This is a genomic window from Microbacterium sp. PMB16 (assembly GCF_051294855.1).
GTDB lineage: Bacteria > Actinomycetota > Actinomycetes > Actinomycetales > Microbacteriaceae > Microbacterium.
Window position 1 is genome coordinate 1,567,922 of the sequence record NZ_CP145908.1, and the last position, 24,727, is coordinate 1,592,648.

Below are 24,727 nucleotides of genomic sequence, written 5' to 3' on the forward strand. Positions count from 1 at the left end.
CAATGGATCAAGCTGTCCGTGTGCATCGACTGAAGGAGAAGTGATGGCCGTTTTCGGAGGTCGCCGCCGCGAAGAGAACCCTGATCTGCCGCCCGGTCAGCACCTGACGGACGGGTTCCCGGTGCTGTCCGCCGGGCCGACGCCGCAGATCGAGACGGAGGACTGGGCGTTCGTCATCCGCACCGAGACCGGGGTCACCCACCGGTGGAGCTGGGATGAACTGCTCGCGCTTCCCTCCGAAGACATCACGGTGGACATCCACTGCGTCACGAGCTGGTCCAAGCTCGGCACCGGGTGGCGCGGAGTCTCTCTGGACACCCTCTTCGCCGATGTGGAGACGAGCCTGGAGTTCGTGATGGTGCACTCGTACGGCGGATACACGACGAATCTGCCGCTCGAGGAGATCCTCGACGGGAAGGCGTGGGTCGCCTACGAGTACGACGGCGATGCCCTCGACCCCGAGCACGGCGGCCCCGCCCGTCTGCTCGTGCCTCACCTGTACTTCTGGAAGAGCGCCAAATGGGTGCGGGGCCTGGTCATGCAGAACGACGACGAGCCGGGTTTCTGGGAGGAGAACGGCTACAACCTGCACGGCGACCCGTGGCGAGAAGAGCGCTACGCGTGAGCAGCCCGGGGTGGCTCAGCGGTGTCCTGGCTCGTGCGCGCCCGCTGACCGCGTCGGCGCGGAGTCTGGTGTTCTCTGTCGAGGGCTGGCCCGGGAATGAGGCGGGGCAGCACGTCGACGTCCGGTTGACGGCGCCGGACGGATATCAAGCGGTGCGCTCCTACTCGATCGCGAGCGTCGGATTCGGCGAGGGCGGTGCCGGCCGACCCGAGATCGAGCTCGCCGTGGATCGTCTGCCCGACGGCGAAGTGTCCCCGTTCCTCGTCGACGAGCTCGAGATCGGCGACACGGCCGAGCTCCGCGGCCCGCTGGGCAGATGGTTCGTGTGGAGTCCGCAGCAGACTCGGCCCGTGCAGCTCATCGCCGGCGGTTCCGGCATCGTGCCCTTCGTCGCGATGGCGCGGGCGCACGCTGCGGCCGAGACCGCGGCGCCGATGCGGCTGCTGTACTCGCTGCGCGGCCCCGCCGACGCGTTCTTCCGTGAGGACATCTCCGGGCCGACCGCCACGATGGAGACGACCTGGCACTACACCCGCACCACGCCGCAGGGCTGGCCGCGGCCGGCGGCTGGCTCACCAGCGCGGATCTGGAGCGCGAGACCCTTCCTCCGAGTGAGAACCCGCTGATCTACATCTGCGGACCCACCGGTTTCGTGGAGACCGTCTCGCGGGCCATGATCGGCCTCGGGCATGCCGACGACGACATCCGCACCGAGCGATTCGGAGGAATCTGATGGATCATCCGAATGGCAGGGCGCTCGACGGCAACGTCCTCGCCGGTCTCGTCAGCACACTCGTCCCGTTCGAGCCCACCACGGCCCAGGGGCAATGCGACTCCTGCGACGCCATCGCCGTGCTGGCGCAGGCGGCGGTGTACCCGCACCCGATGGGATTCGTCGTGCGCTGCCGCAGCTGCGACAGCGTGCTCATGGTGATCGTCGAGCGCGACGGTCACGCCTCGTGGAGCACGCGCGGTCTTCGCTGGCTGAGAGCGGCGGACGCTCGCTGAGTCGCGCAGGGCCGGGCATTCCCTGGCCTGCCCGCAAGGGGCTCGGAGGAATCGTTACGTATACGTATTCATCGGGAATATATTCCGCGAAAATAGGCTTCCCTAAGTTGACTGCATACGTATACCATCGCCCTATGGGACACATTAAGCATCGGGCACTGCCGGTTCTCGCACTCGTAGCCGTGGGCATCGTCGCTCTCACCAGCTGCGGCGCGGGCTCCCGCACCGACAACGAAAACTCGACAACGGTGTCGTGCGACTACACGGCGCCCGAAGGCAAGACGACGGTCAACGTCCTCGCCTACAATTCCTCCGCGATCGACCCCTTCACCGACACGATGGTCTCGAGCTGCACGACCGACGACGTGACGCTGAAGCACGACCCGATCGACTTCGGCGGACAGGTGACCAAGACCACGGCCACGCTGGCCGGCGAGACGGGCACCTACGACATCATCGAGACCTACGGATTCGTCATCCCCGGCTTCGGCGAGGAGGAGAAGCTCGTTCCGCTGAACGACCTCTGGGACAAGTACGCCGACGACTACGGCCTCGGCGACATCAGCGAGTCGATGGTCGAGGGCATGTCCTACGACGGCGACATCTACGCGATCCCGATGCAGGCGCAGATGTTCGTGATGGCGTACCGCACCGACATCTTCGAAGACCTGGGCCTCGAGGTCCCGACCACCTTCGACGAGATGATCGACGCCGCAGAGGCCATCAAGGCCGAGGGCCTGATGGACTACCCGATCGCGCTGCCGTGGCTCGCCACAGCCGACGTCACCACGGGCTTCCAGGGCGCGATGAACTCGCTCGGCGGCGACTTCGTGACCGCCGAGGGCGACGTCACGCTCGACACTCCCGAGGCCGAGCAGGCGCTCGAGGCGATGCTCGCGCTCAAGCCCTACATGGACCCGCAGGTCACGACCTTCGACCAGCCGAAGGTGCAGCAGCAGATGTTCAACGGCACCGCGGCCATGTCGATCATGTTCTCCGGTCGCATGTTCGACCTGACGCTCGAGTCGAACTCCAAGCTCTTCGAGGACTTCGGGTTCGCCGGGGCGCCGAAGGTCTCGGCGGATGCCGAGTACTCCTACAACCGTCTCTCCATCGACGGCTGGTCCATCCCGTTCAACACGAAGCTCGACCACGACATGCTCTTCCAGATGATGGCATCGGCCGTCAGCGAAGACGCATCGAAGGCATCCGTCCCTGCGGCCTACCCGGCCCGCGAGGGAATGGTGACGGAGAAGAACTCGCCGTACGGCACCGCGGCCAACGACTCGATCGCCAGCGCCATGCCGCCGATCGTGTCGCCGATCGTCGCCGACATCACGAACGAGATCCGTCCGATCCTGGTATCGGTGCTCAACGGCCAGATCTCCGTCGAAGACGGAATGGCGCAGATGCAGGCCGCAGGCGAGAAGATCGCCGGCTGACCCGGACCGACCGTCCATGACTGTGGCCTGAGCGCGAGTTCAGGCCACAGTCCGTCCAAGGGAGGACGCACATGAAGGCACGCGAATTCTGGCTGCTCTTCGCCCCGAGCCTGCTGGTGATGGGTGCACTCCTCGTGCTTCCGCTGGTGCGCACGGTGCAGTGGAGCTTCGAGCAGGTCCGCTACGGCACACCCGGCACGTTCATCGGGTTGGAGAACTTCACCGACGCTCTGACGGATCCCCGGTTCCACAAGGCGGTGCTCTTCACGGTGGCGGTCACCGTCGTCACCACGGCGATCCTGTTGGTGTTCGGCTACATCATCGCCACCGGGATCAACCGCATCACCACGTCGCGGCCGCTGGTGCTCGGCATCATGCTCGTCTCGTACGTGCTGCCGAACCTCGTCGGCGCCGTCGCGTTCTCGTGGCTCTTCGACGACAACTTCGGCGGCGTGGTGAACCGGCTGATCGGCTTCTTCGGCGGATCGCAGGTGCTCTGGTTCACCGACCAGGTGCCGAACGCGATCCTCGTGATCGCCAACACGGTCTGGCACATGCTCCCGTTCGCGATGCTCATCATCCTCGCGGGGCTGCAGGGCGTGCCGAACGAACTGAAGGAAGCCGCCAAGATCGACGGCGCCAACGCCTTCCAGACGCATATCAGCGTGATCATCCCCACCATCCGCGGGGTGCTCGGGTTCGTCACGCTGATCACGATCATGGATGTGCTGCGCATGTTCGACAACCTGATCCCGCTGTCGCCGCAGGCGCAGAACATCGGGAACGAGTCGATCATGCTCTACGTCTACTCGGTGGCGTTCGCCGACGGTGCCGAGAACCTCGGTCTCGGCAGTGCGATCAACGTGCTCACCATCCTCCTGATCCTCATCATGCTGATCCCGTTCATCCGGGGCATCTTCAAGGAAGCGAAGGCCGAACGATGAGTCTCACATCCGCCGAGCTCTCCACGAGGGCCATCGTCACCAAGGGCGCGCCGAAGCGCAAGCGTCGCGGACCGAATCGCCCGCCCTACATCACCGGTCTCCTGCTCGGCATCCTCTGCGTCGTCGTGCTCAGCCCGTTCATCTGGATGACGCTCTCGGTGACCAAGCCCACCGACGTCGCGTTCTCCAACCCGCCGGTGCTCTGGGACTATCAGCCCACACTGCAGGCCTTCGTCGACCTGTGGGAGACCACCTACTTCTCCGACTACCTGATCAACACCCTGGTCGTCGCCGTGGTCTCGACGGTGATCGCCCTGGTCATCGGCATCCCGGCCGCCTACGCGCTGTCGCGGTTCCCGAGCTACGTCTCGGCCATCCTGCTCGTGCTGGCACTCATCTTCCGGGCGCTGCCGCGCTTCGCGGTCGTGCTGCCGATGTATGACATTAGCCGAGCGCTGGGCATCTACGACACCACGTTCGCTCTCGCCATCGCCCTCGTCGCGATCAACCAGCCGTTCACCATCTGGCTGCTGCGCAACTTCTTCGCCGAGATCCCCCGAGAGCTCGACGAGGCGGCGATGATCGACGGCTGCACGAGGATCGGGATGCTGCGCCGGGTCATGATCCCGCTGATGGGACCGGGCATCCTCACCGCCGGCATCTTCGTGTTCCTGTTCGCATTCCAGGAGTACCTGACCGCGCTCGTGCTCACCGACACCTCGTCGAAGACGGTGCCGGTGTTCATCGCCACGCAGCTCGGGCAGACGCTGCCGATGCTGCAACAGGCGGGAGCCGCGTCCATGCTGCTCACGATCCCCGTGTTCGTGATCGCGTTCGTGGCGCAGAAGTATCTCGTCGCGGGACTCGCAGACGGCGCCGTCAAGGGCTGACGTGTCACCGCTGGTCCTGCTTGCCGGCATGAACTGCACCGCTGACCTGTGGGCGGATGCCGGACTCGACGGGGCGGTCCGGCCTGTGCTGGACCGCCCGACCATCGCCGGGCAGGTCGCGGCGCTGCTGGCCGCGCTGCCGGAGCGGTTCGTGCTCGTCGGGCATTCGCTCGGGGCGATCGTCGCGATGAACATGGCGCTGACCGCCCCGGACCGGGTTGCGGGGCTCTGCCTGGTGTCGACGAACGCGAAGGCGCCGACGGATGCGCAGCGCGCGGGGTGGCGGGAGTGGCTCGACGCCCTGGCTGCGGGGACGGATGCGGTCGAGTTGCAGAGGAGGATCCTGCCCGCGCTGCTCGGACCGGATGCCGTGCGTGACCGTCAGGATCTGGTCGAGCGGACGCTCGCGATGGGGGCGGCGACCGGGACCGCGCTGCTGCAGGCGCAGCTGGAACTGCAGCTCGACCGCGGGGATCTGCTCGGGTCGCTTCCCGGGCTGGCGGTGCCGACCCTGGTCGTCTCAGGCCTCGACGACACGATCACCCCGCCGCACTTCCACACCGAGATCGTGACGCGGCTGCCCGACGCGCGGCTCGTGTCTCTCGATGCCGGACACCTGCTGCCGCTCGAGCGCCCGCAGGCTTTCGGCTCGCTGCTGCGCTCATGGCAGACGCAGCTGGCGGATGCTGCGGAGGGGGTCGCGCGGCGCTGAGGTGGAGCCGGCAGTCACCAGCGCGAAGACAGCGAGCACCTGTGACCACAGCGGAGGAGATCTGCGCTCGGGAGGAGCGGATGCTGCGCAGGAGACCTCCGCCGTGCCGAACTCCTCCGCTGTGCCGCAGCGAAGTGCGCGGATGCCGCGCGTCTCAGCGCTCGGGCGCGGCCAGGTCGCGCAGGTGCCGCATGAGGGATGACGCGAGGTTGTAGACGACCAGGTCGGCGCCGGCGGCGAAGGATGTTTCGGCGGCGGCGCGGGTACCGACGATGTCCATCCGCAGCGAGCCGGCCGTCGCCAGGGCCGCGTGCACGGCGGCGATCGCCTCGGGGACCGGCTGATCCTCCGGCCCGGAGCTCGCGGCGAGATCCGCCGGGCCGACCATGATCCCGTCGAGCCGCGGCGTCGCCACGATCTCGTCGACGTTCGCGACTCCGCCCGGCGACTCGATCATCCCGAGCACGAGCGTGTTCTCGAGGTACCACTCGAGGTGGTCAGCGGGAGCGACCTCGCCGAACCGGCCGGCACGACTGTACGTCGCGAACCCCCGCGAACCGACCGGCGGGTAGAGCGACGCGTCGACCAGTGCCGCAGCATCCGCTCCTGTGTCGAGGTGCGGCATCAGGATGCCCTCGGCGCCCTGATCGAGCACCCGCAGGATCTGTCCGCGATCGTTCTCGCCGACCCGCACGATCACCGGAACGCCGTGCACGGCCGCGAGGGCGATGTGGTGGCGCAGCGCCGTGATGTCGGCCGGGCCGTGCTCGCAATCGATCAGCACGAAGTCGAATTCGGCCACCGCGAGCATCTCGACGAGCTCTTCCGACGGCATCCGCAGCAGGGCCCCGAGCAGCTTCTCTCCGGCCCGAGCCCGCGCGCGCAACGACGTCATCACGCGACCATACCGGCGGACAGATCGACGTCAGCCCCGCACATCCCGGGCATCGCCAGCATCGCGAGCACCGCCGCGCCGACTTCTTCCTCGGTGACCATCCGTCCGAGGGCCGCCCGCGAGACGAAGACCTGCTCCGCATCGTCGACGGTCGTGCCGGACCGTTCGGCCTCGAGCCGGAAGTTCCGCTCCATCCGAGGGCCGTGCACCGGGCCCGGAGAAAGCGAGTTGACGCGCACACCCGCGGGCCCGACTTCGAACGCGAGAGTCGAGGTCAGCCCGATCACGGCCATCTTCGAGGCGCAGTAGGGCGTGCGATGCGCGAGCGGTCGCTTCCCCGACACGGATGCGATGTTGATGACGTCGCCGTCGCCGCGCGCGATCATCCCGGGCAGCAGCGCCTTGCAGAGCAGGAACGTGCCGCGCACGTTCACGGCGAACACCTCGTCCCAGTCGTCGACGCCGATGTCGGTGAGCGCCGCGACCGGGCCGGGGATGCCGGCGTTGTTCACCAGGATCGAGACCTCGGTACCGGCCAGCCCCGCACGCAGGGCGTCGACGGATGCCGCATCCGCCACGTCGCACGCCACCCCGCGGGCTCGCGAACCCAGCTCCGCGGCGACCGCGGCGAGCTTCTGCTCATCCCGTCCGACGAGGACGACCTCTGCGCCGGCGGCGTGCAGCGAACGGGCGATGGCCGCCCCGAGCCCGCTACCGCCGCCGGTCACCACGGCCACGCGGCCCGCGAGGTCGGTCATCGCGCAGCCGCGACGGCCTTGTGGCTGGCGTCGATCCAGTCGAACTCCGTGCCGGCGTGCCGCCAGGCGCGCGCGTCGCCGGAGCGGGCGTGTCCCTCGAACAGCTCCACACGGGCGGCACGACCGCAGACGGCGCCCAGCTGGGCCGACGACTCCGTGTTCTGCACCTCCTGGTAGGTGACGGTGCGCAGGTACTTGCCCACCCAGAGTCCGCCGGTGTAGCGGGCGGCACCGAGCGTCGGCAGCACGTGGTTGGTGCCGATGACCTTGTCGCCGTACGAGACGCAGGTGTTCTCGCCGAGGAAGAGCGCGCCGTAGTCGTGCATCTTCGTCAGCGCCTCGCGCGGGTTCTCGGTGAAGATCTGCACGTGCTCGAACGCGAAGTCGTCGGCGATGCGGTACGCCTCGTCGAGGTCGTCGGCGACGATGACCTGACCCCAGTCGCGCCACGCGGGGCCGGCGTAGTCGCGCGTGGGCATGTCGGGGAGGATCTTCTCGATCCAGTCCATGACCTCCTCCGCGAGAGCCTGCGAGGTCGTCACGAGCACGGCGGGGGAGTCGGGTCCGTGCTCGGCCTGCGAGAGCAGGTCGACGGCGGTGAAGAACGGGTCGGCGTGCTCGTCGGCGACGATGAGGATCTCGGTGGGGCCGGCGAACAGGTCGATGCCCACCTCGCCGAACAGCTGGCGCTTCGCTTCGGCGACATACGCGTTGCCGGGGCCCGCGATCATGTTCACGCGCTCGATCGACTCGGTGCCGACGGCCATCGCCGCGACCGCCTGCACGCCGCCGAGGAGATAGATCTCGTCGGCGCCGGCCATCTTCATGGCGGCGATGGTGGCGGCGGGGATCTCGCCGCGGATCGGCGGCGTGCAGGCCACGACGCGGGGGACGCCGGCGACCTTGGCCGTGATGATCGTCATGTGGGCGGATGCCGTCAGCGGGTACTTTCCGCCGGGGATGTAGGCGCCGGCGGCCTGCACCGGCACGTGCTTCTGACCGAGGAAGACCCCGGGGAGGGTCTCGACCTCGATGTCGACGAGGGAGTCGCGCTGCGCCTGGGCGAAGCGGCGGACCTGGTTCTGCACGAACTCGATGTCCTGGATCACCTGAGGTGCGAGTGTGCCGATGATCTCCTCGATCTCGGCATCCGAGAGGCGGTAGGTGTCGCGGCTCCAGTTGTCGAACTGCTCGGCGTACTGACGGACGGCGGCGTCGCCGTTCTCGCGGATGTCGCCGATGATCCCCCGGACGCGCTCGGCGACATCCTGCTGCGCGGTGTCCGCGAACGTCTTCGTCGGGGCGGACTTCAGATGCAGGGGCATGGCCCCTCCTTTCATTGCATACGTATGCTCTGATTATGACCGCGTATGCATGCAGGCGTCAAGGCACTAGAATTTCCCGCGTCGAGGGGGAGGCGTCACATGGTCGTCACGAGTCGGGATGTCGCGCGGCTGGCGGGGGTGTCGCAGCCCACGGTGTCGCGGGCGCTGCGTGACGACTCCCGCGTGTCGGAGGCGACCAAGGTGCGCGTGCGAGAAGCGGCGCAGCTGCTCGGCTACGTGCCGAGCGAGGCGGGCCGCGCGCTGTCGTCCGGGCGCACGCGCCGCATCGGCCTGTTGCTGACAGATCTCGACAACCAGTTCTACTCGCACATCATCGCGCCCGTGCACCGCGAGCTCGAGGCTCTCGGCTACCAGCTGATGCTGCACACCGAGAGCGCCGACAATGACACCATCGTCGAGCGTCTGCTCGCCAACGGGCTCGACGGCCTCATCCTCGCGACGACGACCGTCGAGTCGGCGGCTCCGCTGCGGCTCAAGGATCGTGGGCTGCCGTTCGTGTACTTCAACCGCACCGGGTCGCTCATCGAAGCGGATGCCACCGTGGTCGACCCCGTGCCGGGATACCAGCAGGCCGTGGATCGTGCCGTCGAGCTGGGGCACCGCCGCATCGGCGCCGTCCTCGGTCCCAGCAACACCAGCACGGCCCAGGCGCGGGAGGCGGCGCTGCGCGCGGCCCTCGACTCGCATGGGCTGTCGCTCGCCGAAGCCGATACGCGCCGGGTGCCGTACAACGCCGATGAGGGCGAGGTGGCGGCGACCTCTCTCCTCGGGCGCGACGACCGGCCGACGCTGCTCTTCTGCGGTAACGACGTCGTCGCATACGGCGTGCTGAACGCCGCGCACCGGGCGGGTCTGCGGGTGCCCGAAGACCTCTCGGTCATCGGCTTCGACGACCTTCCCGAAGCCTCCTGGCCGATCGTCGAGCTCGCCACCGTCGGCTACGACATCGCCGGGATGGCGGCGGCGGCCGCCGACCTCATCGTGCGGCGCATCGAGAACCGCGAGGCGCCGATCGAGAACACGCGCTTCGTGTCGGCGTTCGTCCCCCGCCGCAGTCTCGCCGCCGCGCACGCCGGCTGACGCGGCATCCGCTCGGGACACCCGTGTGTCCCGAAAGTCTCCCTTGCACTCGATTGTGCATACGCATACACTGGCGACAGAAGCCCGCGCTCATCGAAGAAACGCGGGTTCATGTCTAAGGAGTGAAACAGCGTGCCTCTCGATCCGGTCGCCTATCTGCCGTACAAGGACCCCGATGACTTCATCCGTGAAGTCACCGACCTGATCTGGGTGGATCGGTCCATCCACTACATCCGCGAGAACTACGAACCCGATTCGATCGTGCACGGTGCCTACGGCACCTCCACGACGCGCGACGAGGTCATCGAGGGAACGCTCATGCGCATCTCCTCGACGCCCGATCGCACCGGCCAGGCCGCCGACGTCATCTGGGAGGCCCGCGGCGACGACGCGTTCCTCAGCTCGCACCTCGTGCTCTCCGGGCACCTGCAGAGTTCTGCCCACAGCTACACGATCGCCAACTGCCTGTACCGCAAGGGCCGCATGGTCGAGGAGTGGGTCGTGCGCGATTCGCTCGCCGGCGCGCTGGAGATCGGCGCCGACGTCGACGAACTCGCCCGGGCCCAGGCGTTCCGCGGGTACACCGGTTCGTGGACCGAGCCCGCTCCCTCCGACGTGATCGCGAAGGGCGACTCGGGCGTCCGCCCCGACGACTACCGCTCCGAGGTCGAGACGGTCATCGACATGATCCAGACCGTCTGGAACGACCGCGACCTGCAGAAGGTCGAGAAGTACTTCCACCGCGACCTGGTGCTGCAGACCGTCGGCAACAAGGTCATCATCCGCCCCGAGGGCTACCGCCGCGCGCTGCTGCACTTCCTCGAGGCGTTCCCGGGCGGACAATTCGAGATCCGCGACATCCAGACCAACTACGACGTACGCTACGCGGGCCTCCGCGTCGCCGTCACCTGGAAGTTCACGGGCGCCTACAACGGCAAGCCGAACTACGGCCCGCTCACCGGCAAGCCGGTCGACGTGCTCGGCATCTCGCAGTTCACCTTCCACAACGGCGCCCTCGTCAAGGAAGTGCGCCTGTGGGACGACATCGCCCTCCGGGCGCAGATTGCCGGCATGCGCGGCGACGAACCGGTCGGCCCCACCAACATCTACTGATCAGCTGCTGATCACCAAGGAGAAGAAGAAATGAGCAACGCCATCATCGACGCGGCCGACGTGATCGTCGATGCGTCCGAGGTCGAGCGCCGGACGATCCGCCGGTCCGACTGGGTCCCCTGCAACTCGGCATTCATCGATTGCCGCACGCCCGGTTCGGACCGCAAGGAGAACTACGCCTTCATCGGCGCCGGCGTCTCGCAGAACGCGAACCAGTACGTGAACCTCGAGGAGAACCACGGGTTCAACACCGGCGCCGCCGGCATGCCCAACGGCATCTCGAACAACCTGCACCTGCACTTCACGGCCGAGGTGTTCATCAACCTCGGTGGCGAGTTCCGCCTCCGCTGGGGCGTGGACGGCAAGCAGGGCGAGTACATCAGCCACGACGGCGACATCGTCACCATCCCGACCTGGATCTTCCGCGGCTTCACGAACGAAGGACCCGACGAGGGCATCCTCTACACGGTGCTCGGTCGCGACGACAACGGCGGCATCATCTGGGGCCCGTCGGTGCTCCGCGAGGCGGAGTCGTACGGGCTGCACCTCACCGCCGACAACCAGCTGATCGACACGGTCGCCGGTGATGTGCTTCCCGACGACGTCGCGCTGATCACGCCGATGAAGCAGCACTACATCGACGAGCTCACGACCTACACGGTCGAGGACATGCGCTCGCGCGTCATCCAGCCGGGCGACCGCAAGTACTCGAAGGCGGCACTCCTGTGCGCGGCCGTCGATGGCGGACGGGTCGAGCTCGCCACCGCGATCGGCTACGGCATGAGCGAGAACCGCCGTCAGGTGCCGAACGTGCACGAGCCGCACTCCTTCAACCTCGCGTGGGTCAAGGCCGACGTCGGACAAGGCGTGCTGCGTCACCGTCACGACAAGACGCAGGCGCTGCTGTTCAAGACCGGTCGCTGGGAGGTCACGCTCAACGACGACTCGACGACGACCGTGAACCTGGGCCCCGGCGACGCGTTCTCCGTGCCCGAGGGTGCCTGGCGCTCGTACACCTGCGTCGAAGGTGACGAGACCGGCGCCGGCACGGTGCTCGTGATCAACGGCGGCGACGACCGCGTCTACCTCGAGTGGGCTCCGGAGGTCGTCGAGGCGGCTGCCGCGGCCGACTGGACGATCGACCCGAACGGCTACCTCGCGCCGCTCGGCGTGATGGTCACCGCGACCGAAGACGACTGAGAACACGGAAGCGCGAGGGGCTTTCGGCCCCTCGCGCTTCGTCGTCTCCCAGGGGAGGATGAGAGCCATGCCCGAAGCATCCGATGGACTGCGCGTCGCCGCGCTGTCGCCCGAGATCGTCATCGGCGATCTCGACGGGAACCTCGCCCGCATCCGTGACGCGATCGTCGCTGCGGGCCGCCGCGATGCTCGGCTGATCGTGCTGCCCGAGCTCGCCGTGAGCGGCTACGTCTTCGCTGATCGTACGGAGGCGGAGACGATGGCGATCACGGTGGACGATGAGCGGTGGGATGCTGTGCGCGCGGTGATCCCGGCGGATGCCGTGGTCGTCGTCGGCTACGCCGAGAAGGTCGGCGGGCAGCTCTACAACTCGGCCGCCGTGCTGACCCGCGATGCGCGGCTGGCCGACTACCGCAAGGCGCACCTCTGGGGCGCCGAGAAGCTGGTCTTCGACCACGGCACCGAGGCGGGGCTCGTGGTCGACACGTCGTTCGGACGGCTCGGCGTCGCGATCTGCTACGACAACGAGTTCCCCGAGGTGCCGCGTCGATTGGCGCTCGCCGGCGCCGACGTGCTCGCGCTGCCGGTCAACTGGCCGCTGGTGCCACGCCCCGAGGGTGAGCACGCGCCCGAGCTGATCCAGGCCATGGCATCCGCTCGCTCGTCGAGGCTCCCGGTGGTGATCGCCGACCGATGGGGTTCCGAGCGCGGCGTGGACTGGACCGATGGCACCGCCATCATCGACGAGCGGGGGTGGATCGTCGCATTCCGGGCCGTGATGGGCGCGACGGCCACGCTCTCGCGCGCGGCCGTGCGGGAGAAGTCGCTGCCGCCGCACAACCACCTCTTCGACGACCGCCGCGCCGACCTGTACTGACTCGATCCGCCCCGGAGGCGTGGTGGATCAGAAATGCGGCTAGCGAGGCATCCCCAGCGGCGTTTCTGATCCACGCTGAGGCTCGGGCGGGCGGGCGGCGGGGTCAGGTGAGCGGGGTGCGGCCTTCGTGTTCCGGAAGCCTCTCGCGCAGCATCCGCTCCGCCAGTTCGGCGAGCCGCTGGGTCGCTGGCGACAGCAGCATCCCCTCCCTCTGCACGAGGGCGATCGTGTCGTGCATCGGTTCGGCGAAGGGGAACGTGCGGATGCCGGACGGGAAGCCCTCCGACTCCGCGATCGACCGCGACACGATGGTGTCGGCCGCGCCCGCGGCGACGAGGCTCAGCGCCGTCTCGACGTTCTCGACCTCGACGGCGGGCTCGATCGAGAGTCCACGGAGTCGCGCGCGCTCGAGCAGCTGGCGTCTCGTCGGATCGTCCCACCCGGCGAAGGCGTCGTAGAGCACGAGCTTGGCCGCGGCGACGTCGTCGATCGCGACGGGACCCGCGTCGCGCGGGCGGGTGGCCGAGGCGTAGAGCACCTCGTCGCGGAAGAGCGGGCGCACCTCGAGGCCGTCCTCGTCGATCGGCAGCACCAGCAGTCCGGCCTCGAGCTCACCGCTCGCGATCGACCGTGCGACGTGCGCGGAGTTGATGCCGACCAGGCGCAGCCGCACGTTCGGATGCCGGTGGTGGAAGGTCTCGGCGAGGTCGGCGAGGGCGTAGTAGGCGGCGTTGCGGAGCACCCCGAACGTGCAGGTGCCGCGGTCGAGGGAGGTCAGCGCCTGGATCGTGTCGATGCCGTTCTGCACCGCGCTCACCGCCTGTGTCGCGTGCGGGCGGAGTTCGAGGGCGGCCGCGGTCGGCACGAGTCGACGGCTGCCGCGCGTGAAGAGCGTGACTCCGAGCTCGCGCTCGAGTCGGGCGACGAGCTCGGAGACGGATGCCTGCGTCATGGCCAGATTCGAGGCGGCGGCGGTGAATGAGCCGTGCTCGAGGGCGGCGAGGAAGGCGGTCAACTGGGTGATGGTCACAGCCAATGGTAAACCCGATGAGTGGCCCCGGATCGTCCGGCTTGTCGGATGGTTAGGATCGATCTAGCCTTCCTGCATGCGTTACTCCTCTCCCGTCCTCGCGCACTACGAAGGCGCTTTCCACCACCTGAAGACCCCGCTCATCGACGCGCCGGCCGCGCAGCGCGATCCCGCCGTGATCGAGACCGTGACGAACATGCTCGCCGACATCCGCGAGCGCGGCCTCGACGCGGTCCTCGACTATGCGCGCACGCTCGACAACTACCAGGGCACCGAGCTCGAGCTCACGGCCGAGCAGATCGCGACCAGCGGCGAGCGCCTCGCCCCCGACCTTCGCGCTGCGATCGAGCTGGGTGCCGAGCGGACCCAGGCCTTCGCCCGTGCCTCGCGTGAGCACCTCACCGACTTCGAGACCGAGTTCGTGCCCGGCATCGTGACCGGTGCCAAGTACATCCCGGTGTCGCGCGTCGGCGCGTACCTCCCCGCCGGACGCTTCCCGCTCACCGCGAGCGCCTTCATGACCGTGGGCGTCGCCAAGGCGGCCGGTGTTCCGACCGTCATCGCGTGCACGCCCCCGCAGCCCGACGGAGGGGCGAACGACGCCGTCGTCTACGCCGCGCACCTGTCGGGTGTCGACCGGGTGTTCGTGATCGGCGGTGTCCAGGCGCTCGCCGCCATGGCCTACGGGCTTCTCGGCGACCTGCCGGTCGACATGCTCGTGGGCGCCGGCAACGCGTTCGTCGCCGAGGCCAAGCGTCAGCTGTTCGGCACGGTCACGATCGACCTGCTCGCCGGCCCCAGCGAGGTCGCCGTCATCTCGGACGAGACCGCCGACCCCGAACTCGTCGCCGCCGATCTGCTGGGTCAGGCCGAGCACGGCCCGAACTCCCCGGCTGCGCTCATCACGACATCCGAAGAGCACGGTCGCGCGGTGATCGCCGCCGTGGAGCGTCAGCTCGAGACGCTCGCGACCGCCGAGATCGCGGGAGCCGCCTGGCGCGACTACGGCACGGTCACCGTCGCGAAAGACCGCGAGACCGCGGCCGCGCTGATGGACGACCTCGCGCCGGAGCACCTCGAACTGCTCACCGCCGACGACGACTGGTACCACGAGACCCTGCGCAACTACGGCTCGATCTTCCTCGGTCCGTGGAGCACGGTCGCCTACTCCGACAAGGGGATGGCAGGCACCAACCATGTGCTGCCGACCGCCGGCGGCGCCAAGCACAGCGCCGGTCTCTCGGTCTCTCGCTTTCTCAAGCCGTTGACCTACCAGCGCATCAGCCGCGAAGCGACGCCCGAGCTGGCGAACGCCGTGCAGGTCATCTCCGACTCGGAGGGAATGGCCGCACACAGTGCGACCGCGACGATGAGGCTCGACCGCCTCGGCTGAGCGCGCCGCTCGTTCATCGTTCTCGTTCATCGAGCCGCCCCTCTTCGCGCGAGCCGCCCCCTTGAGTGCGCACTCAAGGGGGCGGCTCGCGTCCAAAGGGGGCGGGTCGCGGTCGACGGTCGGGCCGGCCGCACGGACCCCGGACCGTGCCGGGGCCTCTCGACGCAGGCGAGACGTGCCCACCTAGTCTGGTGGCATGAGCAGGCGCAGCCGACAGAAGACGTGGACGTACGCGGGCGCTGGTCTCATCTTCTGCGGGGTGGTCGAGGCGGTGCAGACCAGCCTCAACGGAACTCTCGGAATGGCCGCCTTCCAGGTCATCACCGGCTTGGCGTTCGCGGTGTCGATCCTCCTGTTCGCGTTCGGGTTCACGCCTGATGCGAGCGTTGTCGCGCGGAGGCCGCTCGGAGTGACGGCGCTGACGATCGTGGCCGTCTGGCCCTTCGCCGCGTTCGCGATCACCCGCGGCCTGATGCCTCTGGCCGGCGAGGCCGTCTGGAGCATCTACGGCTACGTCGCGCTGCTCATCCCTGCTGCTGCTGCCCTCGTCGCCGCCGCTCAGATCGGCCGCAACGGGAAGCTTCCCCGGCCCTGGCGGTGGGCGCCGATGTGGGTGCTCGGCCTGTACGCGCTGACGTGGGCGATACCGCAGATCATCTTCGTCACCGAACGGCCGGAGACCATCCAGGGCTTCGCCGACCTGTTCCGGATGTTCGGATCGCTCGCGTCCCTCGCGGGGACCCTGGGCCTCGGCATCCTCGCGATCGTCCTCGCGGCGAAGCAGCGACCGGAGAGCGTCGAGGTGTATCCGGCCCGCTGAGCCGTGCGATAGATCCGCAGCCGAATCGCGCTGCGTCGCTCTCGCCCTCCGTCGCCGCGAACGGGAATCAGCCGACTCACGGGTCGACGAAAGGTGCCCTGCGGGTACACCCCATGTCAGGGACTCCCTCCCCTGCCGCGCGGCGAACATGCTGGTGGCATGTCCGTTCGTTCCTCCTCGTCTCATCGTGCGCCGGGCCGCACCCTGCCGACTCTGTTGCTGCTGCTGACGGTCTTCGGTCCCATCTCGATGGACCTCTACCTGCCGGCACTCCCCGCGCTCACCGCGGATCTCGGAGCAGTCACGTCCGTCGCGCAGCTCACCGTCACGGCGTGCCTGATCGGACTGGCAGCGGGCCAGCTCATCGCGGGTCCGCTGTCGGATCGATTCGGAAGGCGGGGGATCCTCCTGGTCGGCGTCGTCGCCTACATCGCGACGTCGGCACTGTGCGCGCTCAGCCCGACGATCGAAACGTTGATTCTGGCCCGGTTCGTACAGGGTCTCGCCGGTGGTGTGGGAATCGTCATCGCCCAGGCGGCGGGCCGCGACGTCTACTCGGGCGGCGCACTGATCCGCTTCTATGCGCGACTCACGGTGATCGGCGGCGTCGCGGCGGTCGTCGGTCCGCTGCTCGGCGGGGTGCTCAACTCGTTCACCGACTGGCGCGGCCTCTTCGTGTTCCTTGCGTCCATCGGTGCGGGAATCCTGATCCTCGTTGTGTTCGCGTTCCCTGAGACGCTTCCGCCGGATCGTCGCACGCGGGGAGGGTTCCGACAGACGATCGGTGACTTCCGCACGCTGCTCTCGGATCGGACGTTCGTCGGAGCCGTGCTGAACCAGGGGTTCCTCTATGCGGCGCTCTTCGCCTACCTGTCCGGCGCGACTTTCGTGCTGCAGGACATCTACGGCCTGTCACCGCTGGGCTACGCCCTGGCATTCGGGTTGAACTCCACGGGGTTCATGATCTTCGGCTATCTCGCCGGTCGCGGAGCAGAACGATGGAGCATCCGCGGAACGCTCACGATCGGCATCCTCGTCGCCGGGTGCGGAGCACTGGGTCTGCTGGCATCCGGAATCGTCGCGATGCCGCTGTGGGTGGTGATCGTCTCGCTGTTCCTGCTCGCCGGCGGGGTCGCGATCTCCTCGCCGCCGGCGACGACGCTCGCTCTTGTCGGGTATCCGCAGATGGCGGGTACCGCGTCATCGCTGCTCGGGATGGTCCGCTTCGGATTCGGCGGCGTGGCGGCGCCCCTCGTGGGTGTGGCCGGAGCGCTCAGCATCCTGCCTCTGGGCATCGTCGTGACCGTCGCCGTGCTCTCGGCGGGGCTCGTATTCGCGATTCTCGCTCGTTCCCCGAAGACGGTCGCGTCGAATCCCGCCGACGACTCGATTTCCACCAGTGCACACAGATGAAGGAGAGATCATGCGTGGAGTGAACATGTACGCACCCGGCGACGTCCGGGTCGAGAACCGGGAGGATCCTGTCCTCCTGGAGCCGACGGACGCGATCATCCGCCTCGCCGCGTCCTGCATCTGCGGGTCAGACCTCTGGCCGTACCGCGGAGCCGAGCCGTTGTCCGTCACACCGCAGCCGATGGGCCACGAGTACGTCGGCGTCGTCACCGAGATCGGCGCCGACGTGGAGAACGTCGCTGTCGGCGACTTCGTCGTCGGTTCATTCGTGGCATCCGACAACACCTGCGAGATCTGTCAGGCGGGCTACCAGTCCCGCTGCGTGCACAACGTGATGATGGGGGCAGTCGGTACCCAGTCCGAGTTCGCGCGGATCCCGCTCGCGGACGGCACCCTCGTCGCCACACCAGGGCAGCCTGAACCCGATCTGATCCCTTCCCTGCTCGCGGCTTCCGACGTGCTCGGTACGGGCTGGTTCGCTGCTGTCGCCGCCGAGGCCGGCCCAGGGAAGACCGTCGCGGTCGTCGGCGACGGCGCAGTGGGTCTCATGGGCATCCTCGCCGCGCGAGAACTCGGTGCAGAGCGGATCATCGCGATGTCTCGTCACGCCGATCGTCAGGCGCTGGCGCGGGAGTTCGGTGCGACCGACATCGTCGAAGAACGCGGCGACGCCGGAGTGGAGCGGATCAAGGCGCTGACGAATGGCCTCGGTGCGCATTCGGTCATCGAGGCGGTCGGCACACAGGAGTCGATGGAGCAGGCCATCCGCGCCACCCGCCCGGGCGGGCACATCGGCTACGTCGGGGTCTCCCATGACGTCGCGCTCGACGGCCTCGAGCTGTTCTTCTCCGGCGTGCACCTGCACGGCGGCCCTGCCCCGGTGCGCCGATTCCTGCCGCACCTCATCGAATTGATCTGGGACCGGAAGATCGATCCGGGCGTGGTCTTCGACCTCACCCTCCCGCTCGAGGATGCCGCTTCGGGCTACGCGGCGATGGATGAGCGCCGCGCGACCAAGGTGCTGCTCACCGTCGATCAGGAGTCGGCCGCATGATTCGAAGGATCGCTGCGGGATTCAGCGCAGCGTCGATCGAGATCGTCGAGTGAGAAGCAGCCTCGTAAGGGGTGCCCTGAGAGGGACTCCCCGGCCGAGGCGGCCGCGCGTAGCCTTCGACCATGGACAATCGAGCTGAGGTACGCGAGTTCCTGATGACTCGGCGCGCGCGGGTCACGCCTGAGGCGGCGGGCCTCACCGCAGGGTCGAATCGGCGTGTGGCCGGTCTGCGGCGCAGCGAGGTCGCGAGTCTGGCCGGGGTGAGCGTGGAGTACTACGCCAAGCTCGAACGTGGAGCGATCGCCGGAGCGTCGGCATCGGTCCTGGACTCGCTGGCCGGCGCCCTGCAGCTCGACGATGCGGAGAGAGCACACCTGTTGGATCTCGCGCGAGCGGCCGACGGCATCCCGACAAGTGGACGCGGCCGCAAGCGCACTGCGCGAGCAGCGGTGACGCGACCCAGCCTGGCGTGGGCGCTGGACTCGATCTCCGAGGGGATCGCCTTCGTCCGAGATCCTCGCCAGAACCTGCTCGCCACGAATGCGCTCGGAAAGGCGTTTTATTCGGTCGTGATCGGAGACAGCGGTCGAACGCCCAACCTCGCCCGCTTCCAGTTCCTCGATCCGGTGGCGCACGAGTTCTATCCGGATTGGGAGATGTTCGCTGAGATGTGCGTCGGCATCATGCGCGCCGAGGCGGGCCGCGACCCCCACGACAAGGGTCTGCAAGACCTCGTCGGTGAACTCTCCACCCGCAGCGAGGTCTTCCGACGGCTCTGGGCTGCGCATGACGTGCGGACGCACGGGGCGGGCACCAAACGCTTTCAGCATCCGGTCGTCGGCGAGCTGACGCTGGCCTATGAGGAGCTGGCGATCACCGCCGAGCCCGGTAACGTCCTGATGATCTATACCGCCGAGCCCGGTTCCCCCACGGCCGAGCGCCTGCGGATTCTGGCTTCCTGGGCCGCCGAGCGCTCTCACTCGTCAGAACCCGATCGATCGGCCACGCACGAAGCACCGTGAGTCGTCACCGGTAAGTCAGTGGCATTCGCCGGGAAATGAATCCGATGTCGGGAACGGATCGGGATGACACGGAATGCCACTCGACTGAGACTGTTTGGCGCCCGCGCGCTGTCCTTTGCCGTGACACTTTCCGGATCGCTATTGCTGCTGTTGCATCGATGCGATGGCGACGGCTGTCGCCATCGAACTGCAACACGCTCCGGGCCAGCGGCGTACCATACAGCCGATAGGTGTGTCTGTAGGCCAAAGAGGCGACAGCGGATAGGAGCGCTGAACCGGTACCTTGAGTGAAGTTTCAGTTCACCCAGGGGGGCAATCATGGTTTCACTCAAGCGGAAGTTCTCCGCACTCGCACTTTCCATCGTTCTGATCGGGGGCGGTATCGCTGCCGGTGCGCCCGCATACGCGACAGACCCCCCAGTCGACAAAGAGGCTGCGCTCACGCAGTTCCGCGCCGTTCTCGTCACACGCGGAGCAGTAGACGACGTGGCAGAGTTCGACGCGTTCAATACGCAGCAGCGCGCTGATCTCGCCAGCTACCTGGTCGGCGAAACCAACGTGAGCCTGGACCCGCCGGCGGACGCGACGTGGGATACCAACGGGGTCGCTACGTACGGGAACTTCCGGTGGGGTCTGCCGGCGGAGACGGAGACTGCCCTGGCACGGAACAGTAGCAACGACGTCTCGATCTGGGGCACCCAGTGGTTCTCCTTCATGGGAATCAAGCTCATCGAGGTGAAGAACTCCATGACCTACACCCTCACCTACAACTCGTCGACGGGCACACGGCCAACAGCGATCAAGAATCACTCCTGCCTGGTCACCCTCGACACAGACATCTTCGCGGAAGTTACCTCAGAGAAGAACTCGTCCTACCCCGATGGATGGGAAGCGCGTGCCCAGTGCAAGGTAACAATCAAGCGAGGTCTTCCAGTGCCGTGGGGGATCATCGTCACCTCAACGACCGAAGGACTCCACACGATCCGGGGCGATAACATGGGCAGCGTGGTCTGGAATTCCTTCACCGTCAACTAGGGCCATCTGAGGCCAGAGGAGGCGCCGAATGGTCAACCCACTCGTCCCTACCCCTTTCGACATACTCGTCAGCGCATTCGCTGTCGTTGTCTGGGTCTACACGGCGGTCGCGTTCGTCTCGGCGATTCGGAACCGTCACGTCACGGGGGGTCGATTCCTTGTTTGGTTCCTTGTGATCGTTTTCATCCCGATTGCTGGGGCCACGGCCTGGTTTGTGCTGGGCCGAGACCCCAAAGGGAACCGGTCCGATCCCGAGGCGTATGCCCCTAAGGTGAAGACGTAGAGGGGGCAAAGAGTCATACCGCTCTCGCCTCAGCCATGAAACAGGCGCGCAGTTGCATGCGAATACGCCGGTCTCGATTACGCCAGGTCACCTGTCGCATGTTTTGCGACTGTCCGAGAATGCGGTCACGAGTCGATGCCTCGCGCTCGTTTGCCCCCTCGCCCTTCTTGGTTTCCATCACGTGACCGCAACTGGGGCACTTTCCACCTAGCGGTGTTCCGGCATACTGTGCTCATGACGCTCAGCGCAGATGTTGCAAGGATCCTCGACGCGATCGAAGGTGTCTCCGGACCTGGTCGCGGCACGGTTTCTGAGGCAGTTGCGTCAGGTGTCGAGCAATCGGGCATCATCCAGGCGATTGCCGGGGTGAGCGCAGACAATCAAGCAAGCATGACCGCGCTGGCCGCAGCAGTCGGTGTGGCCACGGATCGCATCGTCGGTGAGATCCGCCTAAGCAACCTCTATCTGTCGTCGATCTCAGAGATGCTCGCAAGTCCACTCGACACAGCGGCAAGCGAGCGATTCAGACGAGGTGTGCACGCTTTCGAGCGCGGATGGATTGAAGAGTCGCAGACTGAGTTCGCCGCTGCGGTGGAAAGCAACCCGTACATACCCCAACATCATCTGATGCACGGGCTCTCGTCGATCGCAGCAGATGACAATAACTTCGCTGTCGATTGCTTGCGCAAAGCCGCTCGCTACGGCATGCCAGACCAACCAGATCTCGCGGCAGGGGCCGCGTTGCTTGCCGTCAGTCTCCTGGAGCAGCTCAACCGTCTCGACGACGCGCGAGATGAGGCTCAGCTGGCCCAACGCACCCACCCCACGGTGCCCGAGGTGCAACTCCTTCACGCAAGACTCTTCTGCGACAGAGAATCAGCAGGTTTAGCCGTGTCTCTCGCCCCGGAACTGGCGCTGGTCGCAGATTCTCTGCCACTGGGATTCACCGCAACCGAAGCGATCCAGAGTGCGAAGCTCCAGGACCCGATCGGCGTCTCGCAGCGTATACGTAACGCAAGCGAGGCGTACTTCGCTGAGCAGTCAACCATGCAGAGTCCGGTCTGGCGCTTCCGTCTGGATTCTGGGGGTGGGGACAGATGGCTCGCAGCGGCCGAGACTTTCCGCTTCGTTCGCGAGCACGGCTCTGCTTTGGAGCAGAACCACGCCCGAGAGCTTGATCTAGCTCGCATGCGCGAGAACCAGTTCGAGCAACAGAGCAGGGAAACGAGCGAAGCGAGAGCTAGACACGATGCTGCGCGAGTCCCGGAAGCTGAGCGCCTTGCAGTAGCTACTCGCACGACCAGGAGTGCCCAGAGCCTGGGGTTCGGACTCGGTGCGCTGTCAGTGATGCTCCTAGTCGCCGGCTTTGTCAGCTTCTTCGCCGGCGAACCGCCGTTCTGGTTCCCGGCCTGGTTGATGGCTGCGTTCGCGGGAGTTGCTGCTGTGGTGAATCTGGCCGTGCTACCAACGCGTGTGAAAGAAATGAACGATCTTCGGCAAAGACTCTGCACCTACGATTCAGTTTCCCACCCCGATCCCGTGCGTGGCCCTGCTCATGACAGCCAGAAGCGTGAACGCGCGCTCAGTGAGCTTATGAGAGCGAAAGATGCGGTACCCCGGGTGGTGCCTTGGCAGTCGGCTGGCGCGCCTAACCTAAACCCTGGGACTTCGTCGCAGTCATCTGGCGCGACCCCCCGATTCCCGGGGATCTTTCCGTACGACGGTCGCTGAAATCCTCAGTTCTGCTCCTAAAGCGCACTAGCCCGCTCTTTGAGTAAGACTGATCTCGACGACGTCACTTCCAAGGGAAGTGACGTCCGGATATTCTTCGTTCCTGTTCTCAGGGATCGCTCTGACCGAGGCTCCAGAGAACTGACCACTGTCGCACGTGAACATATAGAGCTTCATATCCAGTTCGAGAGGAGCACCGCCGAGTTGCGCACACCCCACCGATTCGAGCTGCCGAGCAACGGCGAACCCGACTTCTTCCCCACCCTCGAGGATACAAGCTCACCTTCCGCCCCGCGTGATACATAGCAGGCTGAGCCCAGCGGGCTCGCGTCCCCGCCACCTGGGAACGGAGTGTCGGATGGCCGAACGCGCGAGGCCGACCGGCGTCGTAAATGTGAATGAATCGCTGGACGAGAAGGGCTGCGTGTCGATAGTTTTGGGGCCAAGTTCACTCGAGAGTGCTGGGGGCAACATGGGGTACACGTATTCAAAAGGGCCGGTAGGAACGAGCAAGGGGGTTCAGCAGGTTGCTGCGGCTCTTCGTGAAGTCGGGGAAGGCAAGCGATTCATGGGGCTCGCTCGTCGTATAGGTACGAGTTCAATGGGGGCGAGTCACTTCGAGGCCTTCGCACCGGCCGCATCCGACGATCCGTTCAGCGTCGGCCCCGCGCCTGACTATCAGGTCGGGTTTCGTTCCGGTCTATCCGTCACGAACTCAATGAACATGACGCTCACGCAGGGATACCAGGTCCTGTTCAAAGTCTTCGACCGGGGCGGACAACGCGAAGTCGTCGCGCAGGTCACCGGAGCAGGATTCCGGGGCGAGACGGAGAAGCTTGTCAAGCACGCCTTCGCGCTGTTGTAATGGCGCCATCGGGAGAGCTCGCTGAGCAGTTTCTCCGCCTCCTCGCCGCGGCAGGGTTACCAATCGCGATCGTGGTGCTCATCGGGACCGCGATTGCTCTCTACCAGTTCTGGCGCACGCAGGACGACTCCGCCGTCGAAACGGAGCTTGGTGTTGTGCGTGCCTTCGCGCGTGCGCCGCGACGGGTGCGAGCGCTCGTCATCGCTCTCGTCTCCCGGGCGATCGCCGTGCCAGCCACGATCGCGCTGATTGGTGCAATCGCTGCCGACCCTGTCTTCGACGGAATCTTCACGACGGGGCGCGCTCCATTCATCATGAGCGTGCAGGCAGGCACTGCGGCCTTCTTCCTCGTGGTTGATTGGTGGAGTTTCCGTCAGGGGGATGAGTTTCCTCGGATGGGAACGTTCTTTGTCGGGGGAACAATCCTCGCGGGTGCGCTCGGATATGCCCTCTATAGGGGGGTTAGCGAGGCCAGTTGGCCGGCAGGACTGATCTGGACGGGCGTAGCGATCGCGTGGTTCAAGTCCGTCGATTGGGCGGTCGACTCTTCCGCGGGTCTCGCTCGGGCTGTCCAACGCGGCTGATTCGCGCCCGCGGCGACTTCATCGGCGGTGGTGCTGTGGATGTCATGGGCTTGGAGGAAGTCGCAGAAGAGGGGGAGCGTCGGCGTGGTATTTCCCTGCCGGGTTGCTGAAGCACGGACTGCCCGATGTCTCGTGCCCGTACACTCGAGCGCAAACGATTGATGAGTACTCCTATGTTGAATCGAACGTCAGGGACCCCCTGCTGGCCCCTCCGTGCTGGCGCCAATCAGGCACGACTTGGATCCGGGCGATGAGTCAGCGCTGTGCTTTCTGCGGTTCGAGTGAGCCACTCACGCTCGAGCACGTCTTCGGGCAGTGGCTTGGGCGCATTGGCTTGCCTGTAGAGAAGGCGCTCCACGCTGCGGGGCAGCTCAACGAGATCGGCCGTCGTATGGGCGAGCGGAAGCCGTTCACTCAGACCGTGAAGAGTTTCTGCGGGTCCTGCAACAACGGTTGGATGAGTCGGTTAGAGAAAGAGGCGCAGCGCATTCTCACGCCGTTCGTTCTCGGTGAGCCCGGCACCCTCAGCAGTGCAGATGCGGGCACGGTGGCGTTGTGGACTCATAAGACCGCGCTAACTGCACTGCTCGTCTCGAGTCAGAGGGAA

The 24,727-nt window shown here is 66.7% G+C and carries 25 protein-coding genes; 21 read left to right on the forward strand and 4 right to left on the reverse strand.

Annotated elements, in window-relative coordinates:
• The first annotated feature begins 43 nt into the window (after positions 1–43).
• From V5D55_RS07540 to V5D55_RS07570, 7 genes are all read left to right on the forward strand, one after another.
• Positions 44–625: a sulfite oxidase-like oxidoreductase gene (locus V5D55_RS07540; protein WP_435748777.1), complete on the forward strand. Its 582-nt coding sequence runs from the start codon at positions 44–46 to the stop codon at positions 623–625.
• A complete protein-coding gene (locus V5D55_RS07545) occupies positions 622–1,251 on the forward strand; it encodes an FAD-binding oxidoreductase (protein WP_435748778.1) in 630 nt (209 codons plus the stop codon). Before V5D55_RS07540 ends, V5D55_RS07545 begins: the two co-directional genes overlap by 4 nt.
• Before the next feature lie 106 nt (positions 1,252–1,357).
• A complete protein-coding gene (locus V5D55_RS07550) occupies positions 1,358–1,633 on the forward strand; it encodes a DUF6510 family protein (protein ID WP_435748779.1) in 276 nt (91 codons plus the stop codon).
• Between the two features lie 134 nt (positions 1,634–1,767).
• On the forward strand, positions 1,768–3,075 hold the full coding sequence (locus V5D55_RS07555) for an ABC transporter substrate-binding protein (RefSeq protein ID WP_435748780.1): 1,308 nt from the start codon (positions 1,768–1,770) through the stop codon (positions 3,073–3,075).
• 71 nt (positions 3,076–3,146) lie between these two features.
• Positions 3,147–4,019, forward strand: coding sequence for a carbohydrate ABC transporter permease (locus tag V5D55_RS07560; RefSeq protein WP_435748781.1), 873 nt, complete (start codon positions 3,147–3,149; stop codon positions 4,017–4,019).
• The gene (locus V5D55_RS07565) at positions 4,016–4,909 is read left to right on the forward strand and encodes a carbohydrate ABC transporter permease (protein ID WP_435748782.1); all 894 of its coding nucleotides are present in this window, start codon (positions 4,016–4,018) and stop codon (positions 4,907–4,909) included. The genes V5D55_RS07560 and V5D55_RS07565 overlap by 4 nt, the downstream gene beginning before the upstream one ends.
• Before the next feature lies 1 nt (position 4,910).
• A complete protein-coding gene (locus tag V5D55_RS07570) occupies positions 4,911–5,621 on the forward strand; it encodes an alpha/beta fold hydrolase (RefSeq protein WP_435748783.1) in 711 nt (236 codons plus the stop codon).
• Between the two features lie 154 nt (positions 5,622–5,775).
• Here the strand turns inward: V5D55_RS07570 and V5D55_RS07575 are convergent, their stop codons facing one another.
• Genes V5D55_RS07575 through hisD (V5D55_RS07585) form a run of 3 tightly spaced genes read right to left on the reverse strand, consistent with a single transcriptional unit; the run spans position 5,776 to position 8,599 of the window.
• Positions 5,776–6,516: an HpcH/HpaI aldolase family protein gene (locus V5D55_RS07575; RefSeq protein ID WP_435748784.1), complete on the reverse strand. Its 741-nt coding sequence runs from the start codon at positions 6,514–6,516 to the stop codon at positions 5,776–5,778.
• Complete coding sequence (locus tag V5D55_RS07580) at positions 6,516–7,274, reverse strand: SDR family NAD(P)-dependent oxidoreductase (protein ID WP_435748785.1); 759 nt, start codon at positions 7,272–7,274, stop codon at positions 6,516–6,518. Before V5D55_RS07580 ends, V5D55_RS07575 begins: the two co-directional genes overlap by 1 nt.
• Positions 7,271–8,599 (reverse strand): histidinol dehydrogenase, encoded by a 1,329-nt coding sequence (gene hisD, locus V5D55_RS07585; protein WP_435748786.1) that lies wholly within the window; start codon positions 8,597–8,599, stop codon positions 7,271–7,273. Before hisD (V5D55_RS07585) ends, V5D55_RS07580 begins: the two co-directional genes overlap by 4 nt.
• Before the next feature lie 99 nt (positions 8,600–8,698).
• Here hisD (V5D55_RS07585) and V5D55_RS07590 point away from each other — a divergent pair, with 99 nt between their 5' ends.
• The 4 genes from V5D55_RS07590 (at position 8,699) to V5D55_RS07605 (ending at position 12,890) form a co-directional block, all read left to right on the forward strand.
• Positions 8,699–9,700 (forward strand): LacI family DNA-binding transcriptional regulator, encoded by a 1,002-nt coding sequence (locus V5D55_RS07590; RefSeq protein ID WP_435748788.1) that lies wholly within the window; start codon positions 8,699–8,701, stop codon positions 9,698–9,700.
• A gap of 132 nt (positions 9,701–9,832) precedes the next feature.
• Positions 9,833–10,813 (forward strand): ester cyclase, encoded by a 981-nt coding sequence (locus V5D55_RS07595; RefSeq protein ID WP_435748789.1) that lies wholly within the window; start codon positions 9,833–9,835, stop codon positions 10,811–10,813.
• A 30-nt stretch (positions 10,814–10,843) separates the two neighbouring features.
• Positions 10,844–12,013 (forward strand): hypothetical protein, encoded by a 1,170-nt coding sequence (locus V5D55_RS07600; protein WP_435748790.1) that lies wholly within the window; start codon positions 10,844–10,846, stop codon positions 12,011–12,013.
• 67 nt (positions 12,014–12,080) lie between these two features.
• Positions 12,081–12,890, forward strand: coding sequence for a nitrilase-related carbon-nitrogen hydrolase (locus V5D55_RS07605; protein WP_435748791.1), 810 nt, complete (start codon positions 12,081–12,083; stop codon positions 12,888–12,890).
• A gap of 103 nt (positions 12,891–12,993) precedes the next feature.
• Here the strand turns inward: V5D55_RS07605 and V5D55_RS07610 are convergent, their stop codons facing one another.
• Positions 12,994–13,920 (reverse strand): LysR family transcriptional regulator, encoded by a 927-nt coding sequence (locus V5D55_RS07610; RefSeq protein ID WP_435748792.1) that lies wholly within the window; start codon positions 13,918–13,920, stop codon positions 12,994–12,996.
• A 76-nt stretch (positions 13,921–13,996) separates the two neighbouring features.
• On the opposite strand from V5D55_RS07610, the gene hisD (V5D55_RS07615) reads away from it, so the two are divergent.
• From hisD (V5D55_RS07615) to V5D55_RS07660, 10 genes are all read left to right on the forward strand, one after another.
• Positions 13,997–15,313: a histidinol dehydrogenase gene (gene hisD / locus V5D55_RS07615; protein WP_435748793.1), complete on the forward strand. Its 1,317-nt coding sequence runs from the start codon at positions 13,997–13,999 to the stop codon at positions 15,311–15,313.
• 196 nt (positions 15,314–15,509) lie between these two features.
• Positions 15,510–16,133: a hypothetical protein gene (locus V5D55_RS07620; RefSeq protein ID WP_435748794.1), complete on the forward strand. Its 624-nt coding sequence runs from the start codon at positions 15,510–15,512 to the stop codon at positions 16,131–16,133.
• Between the two features lie 159 nt (positions 16,134–16,292).
• Entirely contained in the window at positions 16,293–17,546 is a 1,254-nt protein-coding gene (locus tag V5D55_RS07625; protein ID WP_435748795.1) for a multidrug effflux MFS transporter, read from the forward strand.
• A 10-nt stretch (positions 17,547–17,556) separates the two neighbouring features.
• Positions 17,557–18,600: a zinc-dependent alcohol dehydrogenase family protein gene (locus V5D55_RS07630; RefSeq protein WP_435748796.1), complete on the forward strand. Its 1,044-nt coding sequence runs from the start codon at positions 17,557–17,559 to the stop codon at positions 18,598–18,600.
• Between the two features lie 122 nt (positions 18,601–18,722).
• Positions 18,723–19,622 carry a helix-turn-helix transcriptional regulator gene (locus tag V5D55_RS07635; RefSeq protein ID WP_435748797.1) on the forward strand — a complete coding sequence of 300 codons (900 nt, stop codon included), beginning with the start codon at positions 18,723–18,725 and terminating at the stop codon, positions 19,620–19,622.
• A 318-nt stretch (positions 19,623–19,940) separates the two neighbouring features.
• Positions 19,941–20,657, forward strand: coding sequence for a hypothetical protein (locus tag V5D55_RS07640; protein ID WP_435748798.1), 717 nt, complete (start codon positions 19,941–19,943; stop codon positions 20,655–20,657).
• 28 nt (positions 20,658–20,685) lie between these two features.
• Positions 20,686–20,940: a PLDc N-terminal domain-containing protein gene (locus V5D55_RS07645; RefSeq protein ID WP_435748799.1), complete on the forward strand. Its 255-nt coding sequence runs from the start codon at positions 20,686–20,688 to the stop codon at positions 20,938–20,940.
• Positions 20,941–21,174: 234 nt separating this feature from the next.
• Positions 21,175–22,671 (forward strand): hypothetical protein, encoded by a 1,497-nt coding sequence (locus V5D55_RS07650; protein WP_435748800.1) that lies wholly within the window; start codon positions 21,175–21,177, stop codon positions 22,669–22,671.
• Positions 22,672–23,029: 358 nt separating this feature from the next.
• Complete coding sequence (locus V5D55_RS07655) at positions 23,030–23,536, forward strand: hypothetical protein (RefSeq protein ID WP_435748801.1); 507 nt, start codon at positions 23,030–23,032, stop codon at positions 23,534–23,536.
• A gap of 71 nt (positions 23,537–23,607) precedes the next feature.
• Entirely contained in the window at positions 23,608–24,120 is a 513-nt protein-coding gene (locus V5D55_RS07660; protein ID WP_435748802.1) for a hypothetical protein, read from the forward strand.
• Positions 24,121–24,727: the final 607 nt, after the last annotated feature.

Bases quoted from the DNA above. Each gene is read 5' to 3' on its own strand.
- V5D55_RS07540 (WP_435748777.1), top strand. From the start codon at position 44: ATGGCCGTTTTCGGAGGTCGCCGCCGCGAAGAGAACCCTGATCTGCCG.
- V5D55_RS07550 (WP_435748779.1), top strand. From the start codon at position 1,358: ATGGATCATCCGAATGGCAGGGCGCTCGACGGCAACGTCCTCGCCGGT.
- V5D55_RS07555 (WP_435748780.1), top strand. From the start codon at position 1,768: ATGGGACACATTAAGCATCGGGCACTGCCGGTTCTCGCACTCGTAGCC.
- V5D55_RS07560 (WP_435748781.1), top strand. From the start codon at position 3,147: ATGAAGGCACGCGAATTCTGGCTGCTCTTCGCCCCGAGCCTGCTGGTG.
- V5D55_RS07565 (WP_435748782.1), top strand. From the start codon at position 4,016: ATGAGTCTCACATCCGCCGAGCTCTCCACGAGGGCCATCGTCACCAAG.
- V5D55_RS07575 (WP_435748784.1), bottom strand. From the start codon at position 6,516: ATGACGTCGTTGCGCGCGCGGGCTCGGGCCGGAGAGAAGCTGCTCGGG.
- V5D55_RS07580 (WP_435748785.1), bottom strand. From the start codon at position 7,274: ATGACCGACCTCGCGGGCCGCGTGGCCGTGGTGACCGGCGGCGGTAGC.
- hisD (WP_435748786.1), bottom strand. From the start codon at position 8,599: ATGCCCCTGCATCTGAAGTCCGCCCCGACGAAGACGTTCGCGGACACC.
- V5D55_RS07590 (WP_435748788.1), top strand. From the start codon at position 8,699: ATGGTCGTCACGAGTCGGGATGTCGCGCGGCTGGCGGGGGTGTCGCAG.
- V5D55_RS07600 (WP_435748790.1), top strand. From the start codon at position 10,844: ATGAGCAACGCCATCATCGACGCGGCCGACGTGATCGTCGATGCGTCC.
- V5D55_RS07605 (WP_435748791.1), top strand. From the start codon at position 12,081: ATGCCCGAAGCATCCGATGGACTGCGCGTCGCCGCGCTGTCGCCCGAG.
- hisD (WP_435748793.1), top strand. From the start codon at position 13,997: ATGCGTTACTCCTCTCCCGTCCTCGCGCACTACGAAGGCGCTTTCCAC.
- V5D55_RS07620 (WP_435748794.1), top strand. From the start codon at position 15,510: ATGAGCAGGCGCAGCCGACAGAAGACGTGGACGTACGCGGGCGCTGGT.
- V5D55_RS07625 (WP_435748795.1), top strand. From the start codon at position 16,293: ATGTCCGTTCGTTCCTCCTCGTCTCATCGTGCGCCGGGCCGCACCCTG.
- V5D55_RS07630 (WP_435748796.1), top strand. From the start codon at position 17,557: ATGCGTGGAGTGAACATGTACGCACCCGGCGACGTCCGGGTCGAGAAC.
- V5D55_RS07635 (WP_435748797.1), top strand. From the start codon at position 18,723: ATGGACAATCGAGCTGAGGTACGCGAGTTCCTGATGACTCGGCGCGCG.
- V5D55_RS07640 (WP_435748798.1), top strand. From the start codon at position 19,941: ATGGTTTCACTCAAGCGGAAGTTCTCCGCACTCGCACTTTCCATCGTT.
- V5D55_RS07645 (WP_435748799.1), top strand. From the start codon at position 20,686: ATGGTCAACCCACTCGTCCCTACCCCTTTCGACATACTCGTCAGCGCA.
- V5D55_RS07650 (WP_435748800.1), top strand. From the start codon at position 21,175: ATGACGCTCAGCGCAGATGTTGCAAGGATCCTCGACGCGATCGAAGGT.
- V5D55_RS07655 (WP_435748801.1), top strand. From the start codon at position 23,030: ATGGCCGAACGCGCGAGGCCGACCGGCGTCGTAAATGTGAATGAATCG.